The sequence below is a fragment of the Amycolatopsis sp. NPDC033938 genome (genome assembly GCF_055575975.1).
Genome location: NZ_JBVIRO010000001.1, coordinates 146324 through 170874 on the forward strand (window position 1 = coordinate 146324; position 24551 = coordinate 170874).

26 protein-coding genes are annotated in these 24551 nt (G+C 67.4%); 14 read left to right on the plus strand and 12 right to left on the minus strand.

The window, feature by feature from the left end; all coding sequences use genetic code 11:
- Nucleotides 1-26: 26 nt before the first annotated feature.
- The 3 genes from ACZ5ZX_RS00750 to ACZ5ZX_RS00760 are packed head-to-tail and all read left to right on the plus strand — an operon-like array spanning nt 27 to nt 3354.
- Nucleotides 27-1499: a flavin-containing monooxygenase gene (locus ACZ5ZX_RS00750; protein WP_465500009.1), complete on the plus strand. Its 1473-nt coding sequence runs from the start codon at nt 27-29 to the stop codon at nt 1497-1499.
- A complete protein-coding gene (locus tag ACZ5ZX_RS00755) occupies nt 1496-2362 on the plus strand; it encodes a metal-dependent hydrolase (protein WP_465500010.1) in 867 nt (288 codons plus the stop codon). The genes ACZ5ZX_RS00750 and ACZ5ZX_RS00755 overlap by 4 nt, the downstream gene beginning before the upstream one ends.
- Entirely contained in the window at nt 2359-3354 is a 996-nt protein-coding gene (locus tag ACZ5ZX_RS00760; protein ID WP_465500011.1) for a PDR/VanB family oxidoreductase, read from the plus strand. Before ACZ5ZX_RS00755 ends, ACZ5ZX_RS00760 begins: the two co-directional genes overlap by 4 nt.
- A 4-nt stretch (nt 3355-3358) precedes the next feature.
- On the opposite strand, the gene ACZ5ZX_RS00765 is transcribed toward ACZ5ZX_RS00760, so the two are convergent.
- Complete coding sequence (locus ACZ5ZX_RS00765; RefSeq protein ID WP_465500012.1) at nt 3359-3643, minus strand: YciI family protein; 285 nt, start codon at nt 3641-3643, stop codon at nt 3359-3361.
- Nucleotides 3644-3783: 140 nt separating this feature from the next.
- Here ACZ5ZX_RS00765 and ACZ5ZX_RS00770 point away from each other — a divergent pair, with 140 nt between their 5' ends.
- The 4 genes from ACZ5ZX_RS00770 to ACZ5ZX_RS00785 all read left to right on the plus strand — a co-directional run bounded on the left by ACZ5ZX_RS00770 (nt 3784) and on the right by ACZ5ZX_RS00785 (nt 6863).
- Entirely contained in the window at nt 3784-4359 is a 576-nt protein-coding gene (locus ACZ5ZX_RS00770) for a SigE family RNA polymerase sigma factor (protein ID WP_061981841.1), read from the plus strand.
- Between the two features lie 91 nt (nt 4360-4450).
- A complete protein-coding gene (gene nagA / locus ACZ5ZX_RS00775) occupies nt 4451-5653 on the plus strand; it encodes an N-acetylglucosamine-6-phosphate deacetylase (protein ID WP_465500990.1) in 1203 nt (400 codons plus the stop codon).
- Nucleotides 5654-5670: 17 nt separating this feature from the next.
- Nucleotides 5671-6087 carry a hypothetical protein gene (locus tag ACZ5ZX_RS00780; protein ID WP_465500013.1) on the plus strand — a complete coding sequence of 139 codons (417 nt, stop codon included), beginning with the start codon at nt 5671-5673 and terminating at the stop codon, nt 6085-6087.
- A gap of 53 nt (nt 6088-6140) precedes the next feature.
- Complete coding sequence (locus ACZ5ZX_RS00785) at nt 6141-6863, plus strand: DedA family protein (RefSeq protein ID WP_465500014.1); 723 nt, start codon at nt 6141-6143, stop codon at nt 6861-6863.
- Between the two features lie 53 nt (nt 6864-6916).
- Here ACZ5ZX_RS00785 and ACZ5ZX_RS00790 read toward each other — a convergent pair whose 3' ends face one another.
- The 3 genes from ACZ5ZX_RS00790 to ACZ5ZX_RS00800 all read right to left on the minus strand — a co-directional run bounded on the left by ACZ5ZX_RS00790 (nt 6917) and on the right by ACZ5ZX_RS00800 (nt 11171).
- Complete coding sequence (locus ACZ5ZX_RS00790; protein WP_465500015.1) at nt 6917-8164, minus strand: ATP-binding protein; 1248 nt, start codon at nt 8162-8164, stop codon at nt 6917-6919.
- 115 nt (nt 8165-8279) lie between these two features.
- The gene (locus ACZ5ZX_RS00795; RefSeq protein WP_465500016.1) at nt 8280-9668 is read right to left on the minus strand and encodes an FAD-binding oxidoreductase; all 1389 of its coding nucleotides are present in this window, start codon (nt 9666-9668) and stop codon (nt 8280-8282) included.
- Nucleotides 9669-9686: 18 nt separating this feature from the next.
- A complete protein-coding gene (locus ACZ5ZX_RS00800) occupies nt 9687-11171 on the minus strand; it encodes an MFS transporter (RefSeq protein WP_465500017.1) in 1485 nt (494 codons plus the stop codon).
- Between the two features lie 91 nt (nt 11172-11262).
- Between ACZ5ZX_RS00800 and ACZ5ZX_RS00805 the strand changes: the two genes are divergently transcribed.
- The gene (locus tag ACZ5ZX_RS00805; RefSeq protein WP_465500018.1) at nt 11263-11790 is read left to right on the plus strand and encodes a TetR/AcrR family transcriptional regulator; all 528 of its coding nucleotides are present in this window, start codon (nt 11263-11265) and stop codon (nt 11788-11790) included.
- A 7-nt stretch (nt 11791-11797) separates the two neighbouring features.
- Here the strand turns inward: ACZ5ZX_RS00805 and ACZ5ZX_RS00810 are convergent, their stop codons facing one another.
- Nucleotides 11798-12220, minus strand: coding sequence for a PPOX class F420-dependent oxidoreductase (locus ACZ5ZX_RS00810; protein ID WP_465500019.1), 423 nt, complete (start codon nt 12218-12220; stop codon nt 11798-11800).
- A 234-nt stretch (nt 12221-12454) separates the two neighbouring features.
- On the opposite strand from ACZ5ZX_RS00810, the gene ACZ5ZX_RS00815 reads away from it, so the two are divergent.
- The 3 genes from ACZ5ZX_RS00815 to ACZ5ZX_RS00825 all read left to right on the plus strand — a co-directional run bounded on the left by ACZ5ZX_RS00815 (nt 12455) and on the right by ACZ5ZX_RS00825 (nt 16070).
- Nucleotides 12455-12973: a MarR family winged helix-turn-helix transcriptional regulator gene (locus ACZ5ZX_RS00815; protein WP_465500020.1), complete on the plus strand. Its 519-nt coding sequence runs from the start codon at nt 12455-12457 to the stop codon at nt 12971-12973.
- Nucleotides 12974-12977: 4 nt separating this feature from the next.
- Nucleotides 12978-15251, plus strand: a complete 2274-nt coding sequence (locus ACZ5ZX_RS00820) for an MFS transporter (RefSeq protein ID WP_465500021.1) — start codon at nt 12978-12980, stop codon at nt 15249-15251.
- A gap of 150 nt (nt 15252-15401) precedes the next feature.
- Nucleotides 15402-16070: a DedA family protein gene (locus tag ACZ5ZX_RS00825; protein WP_465500022.1), complete on the plus strand. Its 669-nt coding sequence runs from the start codon at nt 15402-15404 to the stop codon at nt 16068-16070.
- Here the strand turns inward: ACZ5ZX_RS00825 and ACZ5ZX_RS00830 are convergent.
- The 7 genes from ACZ5ZX_RS00830 to ACZ5ZX_RS00860 all read right to left on the minus strand — a co-directional run bounded on the left by ACZ5ZX_RS00830 (nt 16067) and on the right by ACZ5ZX_RS00860 (nt 21740).
- Nucleotides 16067-16480, minus strand: a complete 414-nt coding sequence (locus ACZ5ZX_RS00830) for a VOC family protein (protein ID WP_465500023.1) — start codon at nt 16478-16480, stop codon at nt 16067-16069. The two genes, ACZ5ZX_RS00825 and ACZ5ZX_RS00830, sit on opposite strands and share 4 nt — an antisense overlap.
- A gap of 185 nt (nt 16481-16665) precedes the next feature.
- On the minus strand, nt 16666-17412 hold the full coding sequence (locus ACZ5ZX_RS00835) for an SDR family oxidoreductase (RefSeq protein ID WP_465500024.1): 747 nt from the start codon (nt 17410-17412) through the stop codon (nt 16666-16668).
- A complete protein-coding gene (locus ACZ5ZX_RS00840) occupies nt 17409-18056 on the minus strand; it encodes a nucleoside/nucleotide kinase family protein (protein WP_465500025.1) in 648 nt (215 codons plus the stop codon). The genes ACZ5ZX_RS00835 and ACZ5ZX_RS00840 overlap by 4 nt, the downstream gene beginning before the upstream one ends.
- Nucleotides 18053-18922 carry a PfkB family carbohydrate kinase gene (locus ACZ5ZX_RS00845; RefSeq protein WP_465500991.1) on the minus strand — a complete coding sequence of 290 codons (870 nt, stop codon included), beginning with the start codon at nt 18920-18922 and terminating at the stop codon, nt 18053-18055. Before ACZ5ZX_RS00845 ends, ACZ5ZX_RS00840 begins: the two co-directional genes overlap by 4 nt.
- Nucleotides 18923-18931: 9 nt before the next feature.
- Nucleotides 18932-19741 (minus strand): ATP-binding cassette domain-containing protein, encoded by an 810-nt coding sequence (locus ACZ5ZX_RS00850; RefSeq protein ID WP_465500026.1) that lies wholly within the window; start codon nt 19739-19741, stop codon nt 18932-18934.
- Entirely contained in the window at nt 19738-20727 is a 990-nt protein-coding gene (locus ACZ5ZX_RS00855; protein ID WP_465500027.1) for an ABC transporter permease, read from the minus strand. Before ACZ5ZX_RS00855 ends, ACZ5ZX_RS00850 begins: the two co-directional genes overlap by 4 nt.
- The gene (locus ACZ5ZX_RS00860) at nt 20724-21740 is read right to left on the minus strand and encodes a substrate-binding domain-containing protein (RefSeq protein WP_061981825.1); all 1017 of its coding nucleotides are present in this window, start codon (nt 21738-21740) and stop codon (nt 20724-20726) included. Before ACZ5ZX_RS00860 ends, ACZ5ZX_RS00855 begins: the two co-directional genes overlap by 4 nt.
- A 129-nt stretch (nt 21741-21869) precedes the next feature.
- Here ACZ5ZX_RS00860 and ACZ5ZX_RS00865 point away from each other — a divergent pair, with 129 nt between their 5' ends.
- From ACZ5ZX_RS00865 to ACZ5ZX_RS00875, 3 genes are all read left to right on the plus strand, one after another.
- Nucleotides 21870-22904 carry a LacI family DNA-binding transcriptional regulator gene (locus tag ACZ5ZX_RS00865; protein ID WP_465500028.1) on the plus strand — a complete coding sequence of 345 codons (1035 nt, stop codon included), beginning with the start codon at nt 21870-21872 and terminating at the stop codon, nt 22902-22904.
- An 88-nt stretch (nt 22905-22992) separates the two neighbouring features.
- Nucleotides 22993-23862, plus strand: coding sequence for a LacI family DNA-binding transcriptional regulator (locus ACZ5ZX_RS00870; protein ID WP_465500029.1), 870 nt, complete (start codon nt 22993-22995; stop codon nt 23860-23862).
- Between the two features lie 47 nt (nt 23863-23909).
- Entirely contained in the window at nt 23910-24443 is a 534-nt protein-coding gene (locus ACZ5ZX_RS00875; protein WP_465500030.1) for a GNAT family N-acetyltransferase, read from the plus strand.
- Nucleotides 24444-24551 lie beyond the last annotated feature (108 nt).

The window sequence follows — 24551 nt, forward strand, 5'->3', positions numbered from 1 at the left end:
AACGCCTCGAAGTGGAGGATTGCCAGATGACCGAGCGATTCAAGGTCGTGATCGTGGGCACCGGGTTCTCCGGGCTCGGCCAGGCCATCCAGCTCGAAAAAGCCGGAATCTCCGACTACGTGATCCTGGAGAAGGCGGACGAAGTCGGCGGTACGTGGCGGGACAACTCGTACCCCGGCTGCGCCTGCGACGTGCAGTCCCACATGTACTCGTTCTCCTACGAGCAGAACCCCGACTGGTCGCGGTCGTTCTCTCCGGCACCGGAGATCTTCCAGTACCTCAAGGACGTCACCGACAAGTACCGGCTGCGCCGCAAGATCCGGTTCGGCGTCGAACTCACCGGCGCCACCTGGGACGACACCACGCGCCGCTGGCACGTCCACACCAAAACCGGCAAGGACATCGAGGCCCAGTTCGTCGTCTCCGGCGTCGGCGGCCTGCACATCCCGCAGATCCCCACCCTGCCCGGGATCGAGAAGTTCAAGGGCCAGACCTGGCATTCCGCGCAGTGGAACCACGAATACGACCTGCGCGGCAAGAAGGTCGCCGTCGTCGGCACCGGCGCCAGCGCGGTCCAGTTCGTCCCGCGGATCGCCCCCGAAGTCGACGAACTGACGCTGTTCCAGCGCACCCCGCCGTGGATCATGCCGAAGCCCGACCACGCCATGCCCGGCTGGGCCAAGACCGCCTTCCGCCGCATCCCCGGCGTGCAGCGGCTTTACCGCAACGCCCTGTACTGGTTCCTCGAAGTGCGTGCCGTCGGCTTCAACGGCCACCCCGCGATCATGAAAGCTGGCGAGGTGATCGCGAAGCGCCACATCGGCAAGGCCATCAAGGATCCCAAGCTGCGCAAGAAGGTCACCCCCGACTACACCATGGGTTGCAAGCGGGTGCTGATCTCCAACGACTACTACCCGGCGATCAATCGGTCCAATGTGGACGTCAACACCGACGGCGTTCGCGAAGTCAAAGCGCACAGCGTCGTCGACGGCAACGGTGTCGAGCACGAGGTCGACGCGATCGTCTACGGCACCGGGTTCAAGGTCACGGATGCCTTGGAATACCTGGACATCACCGGGATCGACGGCCGTGACCTCGCCAAGGAATGGGCGGCCGAGGGGATGCGCACGCACAAGGGCATCACCGTCTCCGGCTTCCCCAACCTGTTCTTCCTCCTCGGCCCCAACACCGCGCTGGGCCACAACTCCGTGGTGTTCATGATCGAATCGCAGGCGCGCTACGTCGTCGACGCGATCAAGCTCGCCGACTCGCGCGGCGCCGAGGCGCTCGACGTCCGCGCCGGTGTCCAGGAGAAGTTCCAGCGCGAGATCCAGGACAAGCTCGTCAAGGGCGTGTGGACCCAGGGTGGCTGCAAGAGCTGGTATCTCGACGCGAAGGGCGTCAACCGCACGATCTGGCCCGGGTTCACCTGGCGCTACTGGCTCGAAACCCGCAAGGTCGACCCGAGCGACTTCGAACTCAGCGGGCGGGCGTCATGACGGATCACGAGCAGATCGTCCTGCACGCGCGTGACGTCAAGTTCGACTGGGGTTCGCTGCCGATGCACTGGATCCCCGGCGAACCGCAGGCGACGCATACGATCAACGTGCTGCATCTGGCGCTGCCGGAAGGCGAACGCTGGTTCGTCGAGGTGTTCAAGCAGGCCGTACCGCTGATCCGCGACGAGCGGCTCAAGGAAGACGTCCTCGGCTTCATCGGCCAGGAGGCCATGCACGCCGAGGCGCACGACGGTGCCGCCGAGCATCTCGAAGCGGCAGGCGTGCACGTCCGGCCGTACATCGCGCAGATGGAATGGATGTTCCGCCGCCTGCTCGGTGATCGCCCGCTGTCCGCCAAGCGACGCGAGGAATGGCTGATCGAACGGCTCGCCGTCATCGCCGCGATCGAGCACTACACCGCGTTCCTCGGCCAATGGATCCTCGACGCCGAAGCGCTCGATGCCGCGGGTGCGAACCCGACGATGCTGGATCTCCTGCGCTGGCACGGTGCCGAAGAGGTCGAGCACCGCTCTGTCGCCTTCGACCTGTTCATGCACCTCGACGGTCGCTACGGCCGTCGCGTGCGCAGCATGCTCGTGGTGACCCCGGTGCTCGCGTGGGTCTTCTTGCGGGGCACCAGATTCCTGATGCGCAACGACCCGACCCGGCCGGGCAAGGCGAGCTTCCGCACCTATCTGCGAGTGGCGAAGCTCGGCCTGCTGCCGTCGGGCAAGCAGTTGCTGCGCGAGATCCGGCCCTACTTCCGGAAGTCCTATCACCCCACCGAGACCGGCGACACCGATCAGGCCGTCGCGTATCTCGCGAATTCCCCGGCCGCGCTGGCCGCCGACGAACCACGATGACGCGCCCGCTGCGGCTCGACGGCAGCGGACGGACCGACCGCTTGATGTCGTCGCTGACCGGCGTCGTGGCGGTGTACCGCAGGCTCAGCGGGGTGAGCGGACGCCGCCGTCCCCCGGTACTCGCCGTCGACCGTGATCTCCCGCTGGTGGTCGACGACGTCCGCGCCGAAGCCGAAGGCGTCGTCAGCCTGCGGTTGGTGCACGAGCGCGGCGAGGAACTGCCGCGCTGGCGGCCAGGCGCGCATGTCGATCTCGCGCCGCGGCCGGGGCTGGTCCGCCAGTACTCCCTGTGCGGCGACCCGGACGACCGCTCGGCCTACCGCGTCGGGGTCCGGTTACTCGGCGAGGGATCGACGGCGGTGCACGCGCTCAAGAAGGGCGCGCGGATCACCGTGCGCGGACCGCGCAACGCGTTCCCCTTCGTCGCGAGCCCGTCCTACCTGTTCGTCGCGGGCGGCATCGGGATCACGCCGATCCTGCCGATGGTGCGGCAGGCGGCCGCTTCCGGCGCGGACTGGCGACTGGTCTACACCGGTCGCGACGAGGCTTCGATGCCGTTCCTGGAGGAATTGTCCGGATTCGGGGATCGGGTCTGGATTCGGCCGGACACCGAGTACGGCATCCCCGCCTCTGGCGCGGAGCTGCTCGAAGGCATGCCCGAGCGGGCGCCGATCTACTGCTGCGGACCGGTTCCGATGATCGTCGGTGTCCGCACGGACGCGGCGCTGCACACGACCGGACCGGTGTTCTTCGAGCGGTTCTCGACGCCGCCGATCGTCGGCGGCAAGCCGTTCCAGGTCGCCTTGGCCCGCAGCGGCGTGACGCTGGACGTGCCAGCCGACCGCACGACGCTGGACGTCCTGCGCGAAACCGTGCCCGGTATCGCGTATTCGTGCCGCCAGGGATTCTGCGGGACCTGCGAGCTGCCGACGGTGACCGGCGACCGCGTCCGGGTCTGCGTCGAACGCGAGCCGGTCACCCTCGACCTTTGAGCCGTCAGGATTCCGTGGGAATCCAGGAGCCGATCACCGGCTTGAACTCGCGGACGGTCCGCTTCGCCACCACGCCTTCGAGGTGATAGGGGTCCTGGTCGATGATTTCGAGCAGCGCGGTCTCATCGGCCGCCTGGTACATCGAGATGCCACCGGAGCCGTCGCCCAGCGGGCCGCCGAGCGCGACGACGCCCTGGTCAGCGAGGCGGGAAAGGAATTCCCGGTGCCGGGGACGCACGTCCGCCAGCTTCTCCTGCACGTACGTGATCTCCACCAGGAACCAGGCCATCGACATCTCCAAGGTCGTTCCGACAGACGCCCCCAGCTTCTCAGGATCCGATCAGGCAGGACTCCTGCCCCACCCGATACGCTGATCGTGCGCCACGCACAGGTTGTGCTTCAAAGGGGTAAATGAACAGGTAGGGGTACATGCTCGAGGGCAACGCGGAACGCAGTGTCGAGGTGACCCTCGGCCATCTGCGCACCATGGACGGACCGGTCACGCCACCGCCGCCTGCGGCACCACTGACCCTTGAGGATCTCTATCGCCAGCATCGGATGCGGCTCGTCCGGCTGGCCATCCTGCTCGTGGACGAACCGGCCACCGCCGAGGACGTCGTGCAGGAGGCGTTCACCGGGCTGCACCGCAACTGGGGACGCCTGCGCGACGCCGCCGCGGCCGTCGGCTACCTGCGCACCGCCGTGGTCAACGGATCACGCAGCGTGCTGCGCCGCCGCAAGACCGCTCGCGAGTACGTCGCGCCGCACGCGGTCAACGCGCGTTCGGCCGAAAGCCTCGCCATGCTGTCGAGTGAACATCAGGCCGTGGTGAGCGCTTTGTCCAAACTGCCCCCGCGTCAGCGTGAAGTTCTGGTGCTCCGTTACTACGGTGGGCTGAGTGAGGCCGAAATCTCTGAGGCCGCCGGGATTTCGAAAGGTACCGTGAAGTCAACCGCCAGCCGGGCGCTGGAGGCACTGCAGAAAGCGATGCAGTCGCCGAACTGACACCCGGCCTCAATCTCGAGCGCTGGGTTGTGCCGCCATGCTTGGTCCAGACCAATATATGCTGGGGGGCGTGAGAGGCGCCGGAGATTTCGTGATCGTGGGCGGCCGGGTCGTCGCCCCGGACCGTGTACTCGACGACGGCTGGCTGGCGATCGCCGGCGGCAAGATCGTCCAAGTCGGTTCCGGGACACCCCCGGACATCGACCGCGTGGACGTCGACGGGTGCCTGGTCGTGCCCGGCTTCGTCGACACCCACTGCCATGGCGGTGGGGGCGGGTCGTTCTCCAGTGCGAACCCCGAGGAGCTGTACCGCGCCGTCCGCGCGCATCGGCGACACGGGACCACGACCATGCTCGGCAGTCTCGTCTCGGACCCCATTCCGGTGCTCCGGGACCAGATCGCGGCCCTTCGGGAGCTGGTCCAAGAGGGTGAACTTGCCGGCATTCACCTCGAAGGACCCTTCATCTCGAAGGCGCGCTGCGGGGCACACGATCCGGCGACGCTGATCGAACCGGATACGGCGACGGTCAACGCGCTGCTCACCGCGGGCCGCGGTGACATCCGGATGATCACCCTCGCCCCCGAACTGCACGGTGGGATCAAAGCGGTCCGGCAACTGGCCGAATCGGGCGTCATCGCCGCCATCGGGCACACCGACGGCGTCGAAGACCAGATCATCCCGGCGATCGACGCCGGCGCCTCCGTCGCGACGCACCTCTTCAACGCCATGCGACCGCTCCACCACCGCGAGCCGGGTCCGATCGGCGCGCTCCTCGACGACGAGCGGATTACCGTCGAGCTGATCTGCGACCTCGTCCACGTGCACCCGACGGTGCTGCGGCTGGCCGCGCACCACGCGGGCAAGGGCAGGACGGTGCTCATCACCGACGCCATGTCGGCCACCGACGCCGCCGACGGCAGCTACATCCTCGGCCGCCTCGAGGTCGACGTCCGCGACGGCGTCGCGACGCTGGCCGGGAACGGCTCACTGGCGGGCAGCACGTTGACCATGGACGCGGCCTTCCGCAACCTCGTCCGCGGCGCGGGTATCGACCTGCTCGACGCCGTCCGCGCGACCTCCGGCAGGCCCGCCGAACTGCTCGGCATCGCCGACCGGACCGGGTCGCTGCGCGCCGGGCTCGCGGCCGACGTCGTGGTGCTCGACCGCGACCTGCGACCGGCCAAGGTGCTGCGCCAGGGCGAGTGGGTCAAGGACGAGGCGGCGGCTACATTGAGCGCCACGGCCCCGCTGAGTGGCGCGGTCGAAGGTGGTGTGTCGGTCAGCGACGGGTAGCGGCGAAAGGAGTACGGATGAGCGAGCCCAAGGACCCGGAGAAGCTCCTAGCCGATGCCCTTCGCGCTCAGGCCGTCTTCGCTCCTTCGGCGGAGCGGATCTCCGAGGCCTCCACCGAAAAACCGGCTGAATCGGACACCGAGAGTAATTCGGGCACCGCTGAGGTTCCGGCCGCGACCGAGTCCTCTCCGGCTCCAGGAGAGGGCGAGCTGCCGCTGCAATACGGACTGCTTTCCGGTGCCGGCGCCGACTCGCTCGAACGGGAGCGCGTCGCACTGGAAGACGCGGAAACGGCCAGGCTGGCGGAACGTCCGATGACGCCTCCGGCCCCTTCGCCCGGCAGTGCGCCGTTGCCCGCGTACTGGGTGTTGCTGCTCGCGGTACTGCTGGGACTTGCCGCCGGTTCGGTGATCGGGCTGCTCACGCTGATCTGAGCCGCCTTCCCCGCCGGATCAGGGCACTCAGCGTCACCCTGTACCGTTTTGGTGTGATCCTGGCGCAGAACAACGTGACGACGATGGGGCTCCTGCCCGAGTGGCTGGACCCGATGCACCTGCTGAGCGGGCTGACCGTCCCGGTCATCACGGTGCTCTGCCTGATCATCTTCATCGAGAGCAGCGTCTTCCCGGTGCTGCCCGGTGACTCCCTGCTGTTCACCGCGGGCCTGCTCATCGCGTCCAACAAGATCGAGGCCCCGCTCTGGCTGGTCTGCGTCCTGGTCACGGTCGCGGCGCTGCTCGGCAACCTGCTCGGCTACGGCCTCGGCTGGAAGGTCGGCCCCTGGCTGTTCCGCAAGCCGGACTCGAAGTTCTTCAACAAGAAGTACGTCGACCAGACCCACGCCTTCCTGGAGAAGCACGGGCCGAAGGCGGTCGTGCTGGCGAGGTTCGTGCCGTTCGTGCGGACGTTCATCACCTGGATCGCGGGCATCGGCAAGATGGACCCGAAGAAGTACTTCACCTACACCGTCATCGGCGGCATCCTGTGGGCCGCCGGGATCACCGCGCTCGGCCACCTGCTCGGCGACATCCCGTTCATCCGCGACAACATCGACGCGATCTTCATCCTGATCGTGCTGGTGTCCGTGGTGCCGATCGTGCTCGAGTACCTCAAGTCGCGCCGCGAGAAGAAGCACGGCGCCACCGCGACCGGCATCGTCGCCGACACCGCCGAGGACATCACGCAGCAGATCCCGCGGATCCGCGACTGACGCGTTCGCTCGTCCCTGCCGTTCACGCCATGAAGGGGACGCGAATCGCCCTGCTAGCCCCATAGGGCGGCGATGGGAACCGCACTGATCCGCTCTTCGAGCCGATAGAGCGATTTGCCGGTATGCAACACCGCCCCGGCCACGAACCGGTCGCCAAGCTGATCACGTAGCCAGGCCAAATGCCGGGCATCGGCCTTGGCCGGGCTCGAGGACGCCTTGATCTCCAGGCCGACGACACGCCCGTCCGCGCCCTCCAGAAGCACATCGACTTCTCGCCTGCCGTCCTGCTGACGCAGGTGATACGCGCTGACCTTGCGCTCGGAGACGTCCAGCAAAGGGCGAAGTTGGCCCAGCACGAAGGTTTCCAGCATCCGTCCCATCAGATCGCCCTGCCTGAGCAACCCATGAACATCGGTCTCCAGCTGTGCGGCGACCAGTCCGGAGTCGACCGCGTAACGCTTGCGTTGTTTGATCAGTCGGCTCAACCTGTTGGTATGCCACGCGGGCAGCGACGTCACGATGCGCAGGTCATCAAGTAGACGTTCCTGACGCTTGACGGTCTTGACGTTCATGTCGGCCGCGGCAGCCAGCTCCGTATCCGCAGTGAGCGTTCCGGTGCTTTCGAGCAACGCACGCAACAGTCGACGCAACGCCGCCGGATCCCTGACCTCGCCGAGCTCGGGGACGTCGCGGAGAACGAGCTGTTCGACATAGCTGTCCAGCCACAATTTCCGTGTCGCCTCGGGTAGGTCGAGTACCGCCGGATACCCACCGACCACCGCCAGTTCGAGATAGCCGACGAGGTCGGGCAGGTCAGGGGGCAAAGCGAGCCCGGTGACCTGCCCGCTCAGCAGGCCGGCCACGAATTCACTCCTCAGCCCGATCGACGCCCGCTGCTCCAGCACGGTGAGCGGGTGCATGTCGATGGTGATCACGCGCCCGGTCCCCGGCCAGGAGATCGAGTTCAGCGGCGCACGGACGCTACCGGTCAGAATGAAGCTTCCGGGAGCGGCACCCTGGTCCACCGCGCGCTTGACGGCACCGAGGACCTCGGGAACTTCCTGCCACTCGTCGAGAAGCAAGGGCCCGGAACCGTGCCGTCGCAACGCATCGAGCGCGGCCGTCGGATCGGCTCGAAACGGCGCGGCTTGCGCCGGATCGTCCAGCTCGACCACTTCTGTCGCTACCCGTTTGGCCGTAGTCGTTTTACCGACCGCCCGAGGCCCGACGATCAGGGCTGCGGGAAACGCGCTGAGGACAGCGGCCAACCGGCTGTCCAACAACCGCGGGAGGTAGGGCATCGACCTTCCAGCACGCTAGGGGACGTTCTCCACGGATGCTAGCGGATGTTTCACACACCCGTTAGCGGTCGTCCTACACGTCCACTAACGGATGATCCCCACAGTTCAAATTGCGTCAGAGGGAGAACATCGAGCCCGGGTTGAAGAGGTTCCCCGGGTCCAGCGCCTGCTTGATCTGGCGGTGCACCTTGAGCCCCACTTCGCCGATCTCCTTCGCGAGCCACTCCCGTTTGATCCGGCCGATGCCGTGCTCACCGGTGACCGTCCCGCCCAGCGACAAGCTGACGTCGAGGATCGCGTCGAAGGCCTTCCGCGCACGGGCGAATTCGTCCTCGGAGTCCGGCGCGTAGACGATCGTCGGATGCATGTTGCCGTCGCCGGCGTGGCCGACGACGGCGATCCGCAGTCCCACCTCTTCGCTGATCCGCTCGCATCCGGCGATCAGCTCGGCGATCCGGGTGCGCGGCACGCAGACGTCGTCGGTCAGCCAGACGCCGTACAGCTCCAGTGCGGTGAGCACGACCCGCCGCACCTGCAGCAGCATCTTGCCCTCTTCGAGATCGTCGGTGGCGTAGGCGAGATCCGCGCCGCAGTCGACGCAGATCTGTTCCAGCGCCGCGAGTTCCCGCCGCGCGACCTCGCCGCCGGAGTCGGATTGCGCGAGCAGCAAGGCCTTGCAGTCCGTTCCCGCGCCGACGTCGGTCTTGAGGTAGGTCTCGGCGGCTTTGATGGACGTCGCGTCCATGATCTCCAGCAGCGACGGCACCAGCCCCTCGCGCACGACTCGCGCGACGGCTTCACCGGCGGCCTCCGTGCTGCTGAAGCCCGCGACGAACGTGGAAGGCAACTGCGGCAACGGTTTCAGCGCCACTGTCGCCTGCGTGATCACGCCGAGCGTGCCCTCGCTGCCGACGAAGAGCCGAGCGAGGTCGTAGCCCGCGACGCCCTTCACCGTGCGGCGCCCGGTCTTCAGCACCGACCCGTCGGCGAGCACGACTTCCAGGCCCAGTACGGAATCCGTGGTGACGCCGTACTTCACACAGCACAAGCCACCGGCGTTGGTGGACAGGTTGCCGCCGATGGTGCACCAGTCGTAGCTGGACGGATCCGGCGGATAGAACAGGCCGTGCTTCTCCACCGCGTTGCGGAAATCGAGGTTCACCACACCGGGCTGCACGACGGCGAGCCGGTTGGCCGCGTCGATCTCGACGACCTGGTCGAGTTTGGTCAGCACCAGCACGACGCAACCGTCGATCGCGTTCGCGGCGCCGGACAGGCCGCTGCCGGCGCCGCGGGGCACGATCGGCACCCCGAACTCCGCGCAGGCCTTGACCACGGCCTGCACACCCTCCACATCGGACGGCAGCACCACCGCGAGTGGTTTGCCCGACGCGGCCAGCGGCATCATGTCGCGCGAGTAGGCGTCCGTGACGTCGGAGTCGGTGAGCACCGCGGCCTTTCCCAGGTGCTCACGGAGGCGGGTGACCAAGGCTTCGTCGCTCATACCTCCATCGTAAGCGCATCAGATCCGCACTGCGGAATTTTTCTTCCGGTTAAGGAGAACGAAGGCCTGTACACCCGTATAGACGAGCACGGCGACGCCTGCCCATGCGGTGACGTGCACGCCCTGGGTGAAGGCTTCACGAGCCGCCTCCAGAAGTGCCTGCCCTTCAGCGGGTGCGAGCTGCTGCGCCGTGGCGACAGCGCCGCCCAGGGTGTCGCGCGCGGTTTCGGCCGTGCCTTCCGGCAGGCCGGCGCGGTAAACCGCGGTCGCGACACTGCCCAGGATCGCGGTGCCGAGCGCACCGCCCAGCTCGAACCCGGTCTCGGAGATGGCCGACGCCGCTCCGGCCCGCTCGGCGGGAGCGGCCGAGACGACCAGGTCGTTCGTCAGCGTCTCCGACAGGGCGACACCGCCCCCGAGCAGCGTGAACGACACCACGACGTACGCGAGTCCGCCACCGGACGAGACCTGCGTCAACGCCAGGAACCCGACGGCGGCGACCAGCAGACCGCCACTGACCAGCACGGAAACCCGGATCCGCTTCGCGAGCCAAGCCGCGAGAAGCGCACCGGCGACACCGGCGACCGTCGCCGGGAGCATCCACAGCGCGGCGACGACCGGGGTCAGTCCGAGCACCAGCTGCAGGTACTGCGGCACCAGGAACAACAAGCCGACCATGGCGAACACGCCGAGCATGTTCGTCACGACCGAAGCACTGAAGGCCCGGTTCGAGAACAACTTCAAATCGAGCATCGGCTCGTCGAGATGGTTCTGCCTGCGCACGAACACGACGCCGAGCGCGAGACCGATCAGGATGCTGATCGCGGCGTTCCAGCTGAAGCCGTGCTCGGCGATCAGCTTGATGCCGTAGACCACCGGCAGCATCGTGGCCAGTGACAGCAGCGCCGAGAGCGGGTCGAAGCGGCCCGGCTTCGGGTCACGCGCCTCCGGCAGCACGAACGGGCCGACGATCAGCAGTACCAGCATCACCGGGACGTTGATGAGGAACACCGAACCCCACCGGAAATGCTCCAGCAGCCAGCCGCCGAGCACCGGCCCGACCGCCATCCCGCCGGAGAACCCGGCGCTCCACACCCCGATCGCGATCCGCCGTTGTTTGGCGTCGAGGAAGATGCTGCGGATCAGCGACAACGTCGACGGCATCAGCGTCGCACCGCCGACACCGAGCAACGCGCGGGCGATGATCAGCATGAACGCGCTGGTCGAGAAGGCCGCGAGCACCGATGCGGCACCGAACGCCGCCGCACCCATGAGCAGCAGTTTGCGGCGGCCGATGCGGTCACCGAGCGTGCCCATCAGCACCAGCAGGCCCGCCAGCATGAACGAGTAGATGTCGACGATCCACAACTGCTCCGCACCGGTGGGCGCCAGATCCTCGGACAAGAACGGCAGCGCGAATCCGAGCACCGTCATGTCCACGCTGATCAGCAGCACCGGAAGCACCAGTACCGCCAACGCCCACCACTGCTTGCGCCCCGCCATGGCGCACTCTCCTCTGTTAGGTAAACCGTCTGGACGGTACAGTTACCGCCTCGTTCGAAGGTAAACCGTCCGGACGGTATAGTCAACTGACATGGCGAAGCCCTCGGCGAAGGAACGCATCCTCGACACGTACGAGGAGATACTCATCGAACAGGGCCCAGGCGGGGTCACCCTGGAAGCCGTCGCCGCGCGCGCCGGGGTGTCGAAGGGCGGCCTGCTCTACCACTTCGGTTCCAAGGATGCCCTGGTCGAAGGCCTGATGGAGCGTCTCGCCCGGCTTTCGGACGAGGACATCGAGCAGGCACAGAAGGCACCCGAAGGCGTCGTTTCGTGGTACCTGCGCACGGCCATCACCGACGTGACCCAGCGCAAACCGCTGCACCGCACGACCATGGCGACACTCCGGATCATGCTCAACGAACCACGGGTCTCCGAGGTCGTGCAGGTCTACAACCAGCGGGTCCACGACCTGATCAGCGAGCACGTCGACGATCCGCTGACCGCCGAACTGGTCATCCTGGTCGGCGACGGCCTCTACCTGCGGGCGGCGCTCGGGCGGGACGACCCGAGCCCCCTGCTCGACCGGATCGACGAGATCATCGACCGCATCCAGCGCTGACCGCGCGCTACATCTGAAGGCCGTAGACGCGCTCGATGGGGATGGTCAGCAGAACACGCTGGTCGGCGACCATGGCGTCGCGGAACTCGTCCCAGTCCGGATGCTCACCACGAGCCCGGCGGTAGTGATCCACCAGGGCGTCGACGGTGGCGTCGTCCCGGGCGGCGGCCGTCGGCGTCAAGACGGCAGGGCCCTCGACGACGACGTAGCCATCGCCGCTTTCGGTCGACACATGGAAGGTCGCCCGCGGGTCGCGGCGGAGGTTCTTGGTCTTGGCGCGCGGCTCGGTGATCGAGATCAGGATCGCGCCGGCGTCCGCGTCGTAGAGGTAGTTGACGGTCGACAACTGGGGCCTGCCGTCGCGCTTGATGGTGGCGAGGGTGCCGAAGTTGCGGTCGGCGAGGATCGCGTAGAGCGCGGAGTCGGTCATGACTCCATCAAAGCGCGACAGGCCCGGCTTGTTCCAACGACGGCAAAAGCCCTGTTCAGCGCCTCAAGACGGGCGAATCGGACAAACATGCACGAATAAATGTGCTTGCATGCGGCAACTAAAGTGTTATCCGACACACAGGGCCCTTTTCTCCTTGCGAAGCACTCTTGAGAGGAACATCCTTGCTCTAGGCAACTAGTTGCAGTGACCAAGCAACCGGCGAGAGAGACCTCCATGACACCCACGACACCCGGCACCAGGTCGAAGTCCGACCTCGATCTGGCCGACACCCTCGGGCATGAGCTCGTGCGGCTCGTGCGCCTGGTCAACCGGGCGAAGTCCCAGGTGTCCAAGCAAGGGCCGGACGGCATCGAGCGGGCCGCGTACGCGATCCTCTTCTGCCTCATCCACGTCGGTCCTCAGCGGACCAGCAAGCTCGCCGAGTTCCTGCACTCCGAGATCTCGACCATCAGCAGGCAGTCGAGTTCTCTCGTCCAGCACGGGCTGGTCGAACGGCTGGCCGACCCCGAAGACGGCCGCGCCTGCCTGCTCGCACCGACCGCCGAAGGACTCCGGGTCTTCGAGGAGAACCGCAAGCAACGGAATCAATGGCTCGCCGAGGTACTCGGTGATTGGTCCGACGCCGACCGGGAAACCCTCAACTCGCTGTTCCACCGGCTGAACAACGACATCGAAAAAACATCTCCACAGTTCGCCGACCCCGCGTCGGCGTCGAAGGCCAAGGGGGCCTGAAGCAATGAGTTCCACCGTAGAAAGTCCGCCAGCCATCCAAGAAGATGGTCCCCGGCTCAGCCACCGTCAGATCGTCACGATCCTGATCGGCCTGATGTCGGGCATGTTCCTGGCGGCACTCGACCAGACGATCGTGGGTACCTCGATCGTCCGGATCGCCAACGACCTCAACGGGTTCGACCTGCAGGCCTGGATCACCACGGCCTACCTGATCACGTCGACGATCGTCACGCCGATCTACGGCAAGCTGTCCGACATCTACGGGCGCAAGCCGTTCTACATCGCCGCGATCTCGATCTTCCTGGTCGGCTCGATCGCCTCGGCGTTCGCGACGTCGATGTACGAGCTGGCCGCGTTCCGCGCGATCCAGGGCCTCGGTGCCGGTGGTCTGATGTCGCTGGCCATGACGATCATGGGCGACATCGTGCCGCCGCGGGAGCGTGCCCGCTACCAGGGTTACTTCCTCGCCGTGTTCGGTATCTCCACCGTGCTCGGCCCGGTGCTCGGCGGGTTCTTCGCCGACTTCGACAAGCTCGGCAGCGTCTTCGGCTACGACATCGCCGGCTGGCGCTGGGTGTTCCTGATCAACGTGCCGATCGCGATCGTCGCGCTGTTCGTCGTCGCCCGCGTGCTCAACGTGCCGCACCAGCGCCACGATCACAAGATCGACTGGTGGGGCGGGCTCGCCCTCGTCGTCGCCGTGGTGCCGTTCCTGATCGTCGCCGAGCAGGGCAACAAATGGGGCTGGGGCTCGCAGAACGCGATCATCTGCTACATCATCGGCGCCATCGGCGTGGTGGCGTTCATCTTCATCGAGAAGCTGATGAAGGACGCGGCACTGATCCCGCTGCGGCTGTTCAAGAACTCGACCTTCACGGTCGCGATCATCGGCGGCATCATCGTCGGTGTCGCGATGTTCGGTGCGATCATGATGATCCCGCAGTACATGCAGGTGGTTCAGGAGTTCTCGCCGACCGAGTCGGGTCTGCTGATGATCCCGCTGATGGCGGGCATCATGAGCGGTTCGATCATCTCGGGCCAGATCACCAGCAAGACCGGCCGCTACAAGGTGTTCCCGGTGGTCGGCACGCTGCTGATCGCGGGCGGAGCGTTCTTCTTCGCGCAGGTCGAGTACAACAGCGCGCTGTGGCACCCGCTGGTCGCGGCCGCGATCATCGGCCTCGGCCTCGGTGCCTGCATGCAGACGCTGATCATCGCGGTGCAGAACGCGGGCCCGCGCAGCGACATGGGCGTCTCGACCGCTTCGGCGACGTTCTTCCGGCAGATCGGTGGTACCGCGGGTGTCGCGGTGTTCCTGACGATCCTGTTCAACGTCCTGCCCGGCAACATCACCAAGGCGTTCGGCGGCACCGTGCCGACCGGACCCCAGGCGGCGGCGCTCGGTGACCTGCAGTCGAACACGAGCGGTATCGCGAGCCTGCCCGAGGCCATCAAGACCCCGGTGCTGATCGGCTTCACCGAGTCGATCACCACGGTGTTCTACGTGGCGGGCGCGGTCGCGCTGCTGGCGACGCTGGTGCTGATGTTCATGAAGGAGATCCCGCTGCTCGGCGGCTCGGCTCCTTCGGCGGCTTCGGCTCTCGAAGGCGGCGAAGCCCTCCTGGAAGAGGACGAGGCGCCTGTCGAAACCGCTTCCGAGAAGACGGTCGTGACCGCGCCCGTCGAGCCCGGCAAGCACGCGCTGACCAACGGGAACGGCAACGGCAGCGGGGTGTTCCGGGCGGGATCCGCCCAGATCACCGGCCACGTCCGCCGGGACGACGCCACGAACGTCTCGGGTGCGGCACTGACCCTGATCGACCACAACGGCAATCAGGTGGCCAGGACCCACACGAACGACGGCGGCGTCTACTCGTTCACCGGCATCGTCGGCGGGCGGTACACGATCGTCGCCAGCGGTCGCTGGTTCCGGCCGGTCGCGGCGACGCTGACCGCCACCGGCGCCGGCGTGCTGCGCCACGACGTCGAACTGGTCAGCACCATCCTGCTGAGCGGCGTCGCCCGTACCGACGGGGACCGGGTGGTGCCGGACGCGCGGATCACCGTGCTGGATTCCTCGGGCGGCGTCGCCGCCGTGGCGAGGACCGACGCGGAGGGCAACTACACGGTCAGCGACCTGCCTGCCGGGACGTACACGGTGATCGCGAGCGGCTACCCGCCCGCCACAAGCCGGGTGGAGCTGCTGGGCGGTGACCAAGCCGAACACGACGTCCGGCTGAGCTACGACCAGGCGCTCGACGAGCTGGTCGAACACTAGTCACGAGTGTTATGAACGGGACTTTCATTGCAAATTTTGCAATGAAAGTCCCGTTCATAACATGTGGGGAACGCGTGACCGGGACTTTCGGATACCTCGATTCCATGGTTCGGCCGCGTGTGGTTCGCCGAGTACACGTAGGCTCGCGTCGTGAGTGAGGTGTACACCGAGGCCGCGGGCATCGGCGTGAGCTGGCTCGACACCGCCGGGCCAGTGCTCGTCTGGGTGATCGTGCTCAGCTTCATCTTCGTGGAGTGCGCGCTGATCATCGGGCTGTTCCTGCCCGGCGACTCCCTGCTGTTCGCGGCCGGAGTCGTCCTCGCGCAGCACGGCTCCGATCTGAACGCGTGGCTGCTGTCGGCCGCCGCATTGCTCGTCGCGATCCTCGGCAACCAGGTCGGCTATTACATCGGCCGGTCGACAGGCACGAAACTGATCGCGCGGCGCGGCGGCAAGGTGCTGAACCGGCACAACGTCGAACGTGCCAGGGCGTTCCTGGATCGCAAGGGTTTCTTCGCCATCGTGGCCGCGCGCTGGATTCCGTGGATCCGCACGCTGGCGCCGCTCATCGCGGGGACCGCGCGGATGGATCCGCGCCGGTTCGCGCTCGCGACCGCGCTCGGCGGGCTGCTCTGGGTGCCGACGCTGGTACTGCTCGGCTACTACGGGGCCGGTCTGCTCGACCAGCTGCCGTGGGTCAAGACGGCGGCGCTGTGGATCAGCATCGCGTTCTTCGTGGTGGGCACGGCCTATGGCGTGATCCGCTATCGCCAGGAAATGCGGCGCCCCGCCGAAGAAACCGAAGAGAGCACAACCTAGGCCTCGGGGTCAGCCCAGATTTCCAGCTGGATCCCATCGGGGTCGCGGAAGACGATGACGGTGGAGCCCTCCAGCGTCCGTGAGCCCTTTGACGGCGTGTAGACGACGCCGTACTCAGAGAGACGCGCCTCCCACTCGGCCAGTTCCGACCTCGAAGAGACCTTGAACGCCACGTGGTCCAGACCGGTACGCCGTTCGTCGAATCGCGGCCGCTCGGTGTCCTGGTGCTCGACCAGCACCACCGCGAAACCCTCGCTCGGCGAGCGCAGCACGACCTTCCGCAGCCCCGTCTCCGGGTCTTCGCGACGCGTGAACTCCTCGAGTTCGAGCACTCGGGCGTACCAGGGCACGCTCCGGTCCACGTCGGTCACGGTGAGTGCCAGGTGGTGCACAGACATGAGCTTGGACATCGGGGATGACCGTCCTGATCAAGAAGCTTGGGGGCGCCACCAGGGTGACACAGGCGCATCGGGCGTCGAGGTGATCCGCCGACTTCTCACATGAATCGTGATATCGGCCGGGAAACAGTGTTAAAACGTGGCTGAACCGCACGCGGACCCGATATCGCCCCGTGACCGCTCCGTGGCCCGGGTCGTCAACGCCCTCCGCCGACGGTCAACACCGTCCCGGTGGTGTACGAGGCGGCCGGGGAAAGGAGCCACAGCACGGCTTCCGCGACTTCGCCGGGCTCGCCGGCGCGTCCCATCGGAATGGTCGGGGCGATCCGGTCCATCCGGTCGGGCATCCCCGCCGCGGCGTGAAGTCCGGTATGGATCATCCCCGGTGCGACCGCGTTGACCCGGATGGATTCTTTCGCGACTTCTTGCGCCACACCGTAGGTCATCGTTTCGACCGCGGCCTTGGTACCGGCGTAATGGACCCATTCCCCGGGCGATCCGGTCCGCGCGGCGGTGGAGGACACCGTGACGATCGCGCCGCCCGCGCCGCCGTACCGGGTGGACATCCGGCGGATGCCCTCGCGGACGCACAGGAAGACGCCCGTGATGTTGACATCGACCACGCGACGGACGACGTCCACGTCGTACTCGTCGAGGCGGCCGGGCGTGTTGCCGGTGATGGCCGCGTTCGCGACCACCCCGGCGAGTGGGCCGAGTTCGACGGCCGCGTCGAAAAGGGCGACCACGTCCTCTTCGGACGCGACGTCCCCGCGCCGGGTGATCGCCTGGACGCCGTGCCGCCGGACGCGCGAAGCGACGTCTTCGGCTGCTTCGGCGTCGCCCGCGTAGTTGACGACGACGTCGTAACCACGCGCGGCGGCCAATTCGCAGACCGCCGCGCCGATGCCCTTGCTGCCGCCGGTGACGACGAGAACCCCACTCATATGGCGAAGTTGACCAGCGGGAGATTCTCCAGGACCAGGTCGGCCCGGTCGCTGGTGGAAGCGATCAAATCGGCGTTGCGCTGGTCGGAGCCGAGCGCGCGGCGGCGGGCTTCGACCAGCGAGCGGCCGTAGCGGCGGTGCCGCGACACGAGCCGCTCGATGCGCTCGGGTTCGTCCGGCGCGAGGAACCACGACTCGGCGAGGATCGGCTTCACGCCGCTCCACGGGTCGTCCTGCAGGAGCAGGTAGTTGCCCTCGGTGATGACCAGCGGGACGTCCGGGGTGACCGCGACGGCGCCGGCGATCGGCTCCTCGATCTCACGGCGGAACTCGGGCGCGTAGACCGTTTCGCGGCCCTCGGCGAGCCTGCGCAGCAGGTGCACGTACCCGGCGGCGTCGAAGGTGTCCGGCGCGCCCTTGCGCTCCACACGGCCGAGCCGCTGCAGTTCCACCTGCGCCAGGTGGAAACCGTCCATCCCGACCACGGCCGCCCTCGTGCCCAAGGCCTTCGCCAGCCCCCAGGCCAGCGTCGTCTTACCGGACGCGGGGGCGCCGACGATCCCGAGCACGCTGCGCTGTCCCGGCTTCGCCAGCGTCTGAGCCCTGCTCAACAGGTCCTCGAACACCGATGGCATGGCTGTCATGGCAGTCCCTCTCCCATCTCCGCGACCGAGGCCGTCCACGACCTCGGTCCTTCATGCCGCACCCGTTCGGCGGCCACCTCGTTGGCGAACCCGATCCAAGCCTGGACGTCCCCTACGCCCCTGGCGACCGCGTACGCGAAGGCCCCGTGCCAGACGTCGCCCGCGCCAAGCGTGTCACGCGCCCGGGTGACGGGGACGGGGACCGCACCGGATCCGTCCGCCGTCGTCCAGCGCACCGGTTCCGGCCCCGCGGTGGTGATCACGACCGGTACGCCGTACTCGCGAGGATCGTCCCCCCGGTACAGCGACGAGCACGCGGCGATGTCCACCAACGGCAGGAGTTCGCCGAAGACCGGCTTCCAGCTCCCCGCGTCGAGCACCACCGGCACCTTCCGCTCCCGCGCCCAGCGCGCCACCTGCACGGCGACCTCCGGATGATGCCCGTCGAGGAGCACACATCGTGGCATTTCGTCCTCTGAACGCGGTAGTCGCGCGTGCAAGGAACGCATCGAGAGGACTGAACGCGGAGAAGCGTGGGCATTGCGCGAGACGACGGTGCGCTCACCGTCGGACTCGCGGACGACGATGGCGCTGATCGCGGGCGGATCGGGCAGTTCGGGATCGAGATCGACGAGGTCGACGCCGTGCGCCTCGAGGTCGGCGCGGGCGAGTGCCGCCAGCGGATGCGCACCGGCGACCGTCAGGAGCGTCGCATCGGCGCCGAGCGCGGCCACGGTCACCGCCGCGTTCGTCGCCGGCCCCCCGGCGGCGACGTCCATCGACAGCGAACGCACCTTTTCACCCGGTGCCGGGATTTCGGCGACGCGCTGAACCTGGTCGACGGTGCACAGGCCCGCCAGCAGCACTCTCACTCGTTACAACCCCGTGTGCACGGCCGAAGCGACCTCTTCGACCTCGCCGTTCTCGCCGAGCTTCAACGCTCCCGTGAGCAGGCCGACGACCTGGTTCATCGTATGCGTCTTCGGCGAGACGACCGCGACGCGCTTGCCGAGCCGGTGCACGTGGATGCGGTCGGCGATGTCGAACACATGCGGCATGTTGTGGCTGATCAGCACCACCGGCAGGCCGCGTTCGCGGATCCGGTTGATCAGGTCGAGCACCTTGCCGGATTCGGCGACGCCGAGCGCGGCGGTCGGCTCGTCCATGATCACCGCCTTGGTGCCGAACGCGGCCGCCCGCGCGACCGCGACACCCTGGCGCTGCCCGCCGGACAGCGTCTCCACCGGCTGGGCGATGGATTTGATGTTGATACCGAGTTCGTCCAGGATCCGCTGCGCCTCGTCCCGCATGGCGGTCCGGTCCAGTTTCCGGAACACCTTGCCGAAGATGTCCTGACGCCGTTTTTCCCGGCCGAGGAACATGTTCGACGCGATGTCGAGCGCGGGTGCGACGGCGAGATCCTGGTACACCGTCTCGATCCCGTAGTGGCGAGCGTCCAAAGGGGACTTGAAGTGGACGGTCTCACCGTCCACTTTGATCTCCCCGGCGTCCGGGACCACCGCGCCCGAAAGGGCTTTGATGAGACTCGACTTCCCGGCACCGTTGTCGCCGACGACGGCGAGCACCTCGCCCGGGAACAGTTCGAAGTCGGCGCCGTCGATGGCGGTGACCCGGCCGTAGCGTTTGACCAGTCCCTGCGCGGACAACGTGGGAGTGGGGCTCATGACTGCTGCCTCCTCGCGAAACGGTCGACGCAGACGGCGCCGATGAGCAGGGCACCGGTGGCGACGTCCTGGTAGAGCGCGTCCACCCCGAGCTGGGTCAGCCCGGACCGCAGTACCGCGACGACCAGCGCGCCCATCATCGTGCCGAGAACCGAACCCCGGCCGCCGAACAGGCTCGCACCGCCGAGCACCACCGCGGTGATGGAGTCGAGGTTGCCGAGCTGGAAGGCGTTCGGGTCGGCGTTCGGCACGCGGCCGAGCGCCTGCCAGGCGGCGATCCCGACGATCACCCCGGCGACGAGGTACACCGAAAGAATGGTGCGGTTGACCTTGATCCCGGACAGCCGCGCGGATTCCGGCGCGTTGCCGACCGCGTAGACGTGCTTGCCCCACGGGGTCCGCGTGAGCGCGTACCAAAGTCCGAGGTACATCAGCAAAGCCAGCGTCATGCCGTAGGTGATCGGAATGCCGCCGAACAGGTAGCGGCGGGTGCCGAGCCATTTGAGCAGCTCGTCGGCGACCGGGACGGCCTGCCCGCTCGCGAACAGTTTCGCGGCCGCGGTGAGCACGGTCAGCAGACCGAGGGTGACGATGAACGGCGGCAGTTTGATCCGGGTGACCAGGGAGCCGGTGACCATCCCGATCACCACCGTCGCCACGATTCCCAGCAGCAGTGCCCAAATTCCGGGGACGCCGCCGACGACGAGCTTCGCCATGATCAGCGTCGCGAGCACCATCGCGGCCGCGTTGGCCAGATCGATACCGGCGGTCAGGATGATCAGCGTCTGCCCGAGTGCGAGCGTGCCGACCACCAGGGACTGTTGCACCACAAGGGAAAGGTTGTCGAGATCGAGGAAGGTGTCCGTCGACAGGGAGAACACCACGATCGCGACGAGCAGGGCCAGCGCCGGTCCGACGGCGGGCGCGCGCAGGAAGAACTCACCGATGGTGGGCCGTTCACTGCCTTTGAGGGTCGCCGTTGTCATTTCGTCCCCCAGCAGTTCTCGAGGCCCCACTTGGTGTCCTGGCTTTCCACGCCGGGAATCGGCTTGTCCGTGATCACCGCGGATCCGGTGTTCACGAATCCGCTCGGCTTCTTGCCGGTCTTGGCGTATTCGATGGCGGCGAGGACGCCCTGCTCGGCCATCTTCTTGGGAAACTGCATGACCGTGGCGGCGTACTGACCGTCGCGCACGTTCTTGACGCCCTCGCAGCCGCCGTCGATCGAACCCATCACGATCTGGTTCACCAGGCCGCGGGCCTGGAGCGCGGCGTAGGTGCCGCGGCCCATCGGCTCGTTCATCGTGTAGACGGCGTTGATGTCGGTGGTGCGCTGCAGCAGGTTCTCGACGCCCTGCTGGGCAAGGCTCTGGTCACCGTTCGCCGGTGTCTTGCCCTTGATCTCCGGCGAGGCGTCGGTCAGCCCGATGCCCTTGAGGAATCCGGTGTGCCGCTGAGTGTCCACTGTGGAACCGGCGGTGCCGTCCACCATGAACAGCTTCGGCGGCTTGCCCGCGAGCGCCGCCTTGACATACGCGCCTTGCTGGCGTCCGGCCTCGAAGTTGTCCGTGGCGAAGGTGGCGTCGACGGCGGTGTCGGGCTCGGTCGCGGTGTCGAGGGCGATGACCAGCACCCCGGCCTTGCGGGCGCGGTCGATGGCGTCGAGGACACCGGTCGAGGAACTCGGCGTGATCAGGATGGTGTTCGCACCCTGTTGCATGAGGTTCTCGATGGCCCGGACCTGACCGTCGTTGTCCCCGTCGAACTGGCCGGCGAGGGCGCTGAAGTCCGCGCCGTTCGCCTCGGCGGCGGCCTTGGCGGCTGCTCTCAGCTCGACGAAGTAGGGGTTGGTGTCGGTCTTGGTGACCAGGCCGACCTTGGCCTTGCCACCACCACCGGTCTTCGACCCGCCACCCCAGTGGCGTTCGACCGTGCACCCGGCCGTGGTCACCGTGAGCGCGGCTGCCAGGGCTAGCGCTAAGAGACTGCGCTGTCTCATGGGGGATGCCCTTCCAATTCAAGGCTGTCGGCGATGAACGGGAAGGTAGACAGGGTTATGCTCACTCGCAAGCGTTTGCGCAAACGCTTGCCCATATCGGTTGCCCGAGCACCTGACCGAGGATTGGTAATGCCGCCGTCACGCTCCTCCCGCCCCACCCAACGCGACATCGCCGAACTGGCAGGCGTCTCCATCACCACGGTTTCGCACGTGGTCAACGGGACGAGGGCGGTCGCCGAGGAGACCAAGGCCGCGGTTCTCCGCGCGATCGAGCAGACCGGCTACACCGGCGACGCCATCGCCCGCTCCCTGGTCACCGGCGGGACGCGGTCGATCGGCGTCGCGATCTCCCTCCTGGCGAATCCGTATTTCGCGGTGCTCATCCAGGCGATAGAACGCGAAGCGGCGTCGGCCGGCTACACGGTTCTACTGGCCGACACACACGACACCGTCGACACCGAGCGTGAAACGGTGCGGACACTGCGTTCCCGCCGGGTCGACGGGCTGCTGATCACGCCGTCGCCCGGCGACGGTTCGGTGATCGGCGAACTCGTTTCGCTCGACGTCCCGACCGTGCTCATCGACAGGCTTTCCACGCGCACCGACGTCGACCAGGTCGGCGCGGAGAACATCCAATCGACGTCGGCGCTGACGGCGCATCTGGCGTCGCTCGGGCATCAGCGGATCGGCATGATCAGCGGCGCGGCCGGGCTGAGCACCAGCGAGGAGCGGATCCTCGGCTACCGGCTGGGACTCGGCCGTTCGGGGCGGACCTGGTCGGAGGAACTGGTCGCCTGCGGGCAGTCGTCGCGGTCGGGCGGAGCGCTGGCGTTGAGCACCCTGCTCGCGCTGCCGGAACCGCCGACGGCGCTGGTGGTCGGCAACGACAGCATGATGGTCGGGGTGCTGCACGAACTACGCCGCCGGGGCATGCGAGCCGGGATCGACCTGCCCGTCGTGGTCTACGACGACGTCGAGTGGGCCGACCTGGTGGATCCGCCGCTGACCACGATGGCGCAGCCGATCGAGGAGATCGGCACGCAGGCCGTCCGCTTGCTGCTGTCCCGGATCAACGACCCCGCACGCAAGGCCCAGACGCTCCGGATTCCGCCTACGCTCCGCCACCGTGCGTCCTGCGGCTGCGCGCACGTTCACTCACATTGATGATTGTTGGGAGACTTTCCGGTCTCGCGGCCGAACGACGCTCCGTCAGCCGTTACCTTCATTCAAGCTCGGATGAAGGCGTGGATCGATGACGGCATTGTCCCCGGCGTTGCCCCTGTGGGAGGACACCCCGGTCACCCACCGGTTCGGGGTGGCCATGGCGATGCACGCGAACCCCTATTCGGGTGAGCTCATCCGCGCCATCCGCCGCGCCGGACGCCGTCACGGCTGCGAAATCACCCTCGCCGACACCGGCGACAGCGTCGCCAACGAGGCCGCGGTCATCCGCGAGCTGCGCGCGGACCGCGTCGACGGTGTCCTGCTGGTCCCGGCGGCAGGCGACGAGGCGGTGATCAACGGACTGGTCCGGATGGGCGTGCCGACCGTTCTCGTCGACCGGATGGCCGGACGCAACGACGTCGACCAGGTCGGCTCCGAGAACATCCAGGCCACCTGCGCGCTCGTGCGGCATCTCGCCGGGCTGCGGCACCGCAAGATCGGCTTCATCGCCGGCGAAGAGGGCATGACCACCTACGAGGAGCGGGCGCTCGGCTACCGGCTCGGCCTCGGCCGCTCCGGTATCCGATGGACATCGCAGCTGGTCGCGTGCGGGCAGTCGACCCCTGGCGGGGCGGCCGCCGCGACCGCGAAACTGCTCGACAGCTGGCCCTCGCCGACAGCGCTGGTGGTGGCGAGCGAGGCGATGATGATCGGCGTCCAGTACGAGGCGCACCGGCTCGGCATCCGGATCGGCCGCGATCTCGCGATCGTCGGCTACGGCGACATGGAGTGGGCCGGGCAGGTGACCCCGGCGGTGACCACGATGGCGCAGCCGATCGAGGAGATCGGGCGCAAGGCCGTCGAACTCCTGCTGGCCCGGATCACCGACCCTGAGCGACGGCCCGAATCCGTACGGCTCGCGCCGCGCTTCATACACCGTCAGTCCTGCGGCTGCTGAGTCACAAGTCGCTGGTCAGAAGGCCGCCGCCGGGTGATGATGGCGGAATGACCGAGCTGTGGACCGTGCACACCGCCGACCTCGACGCCGCCGTGCTGAAAGCGGCGCGCGCCCTGCTCGACGACGCCTTCGACGGCGATTTCAGCGACGACGACTGGGAGAACTCCCTCGGCGGGATGCATACGCTGATCTGGGAGGGCGGTGAGCTGATCGGGCACGCGTCACTGGTCCAGCGACGGCTCGTGCACAACGGCCGGGCACTCCGGACGGGTTACGTCGAGGCGGTCGCCGTCCGGTCCGACCACCGGCGGCGCGGTCACGGCGCCGCGATGATGGACGCGCTGGAGCGGGTCCTGCGGAAGGCGTACGACCTCGGGGCGCTTTCAGCGTCCGAAGACGCACTGGAGTTCTACGAGTCGCGTGGCTGGCTGCTGTGGCGCGGTCCTTCGTCGGTCATGACGCCTTCGGGCGTGGAGGCGACGAAGGAGGACGACGGGTCGATCCATGTGCTGCCGGTGGGGGTCACCCTGGACCTGGACGGGGAGATCACCTGCGACTGGCGCTCGGGCGACGTCTGGTGACCGATCGGTGCAGGTGGTCGTGTGTTGCGATTGGGTGTGTTTAACCAATGGGGACACACTACAATAGGGGGGGGGGCGTGGAGGGGAATAAAGGCGCTGAGAAGGTCG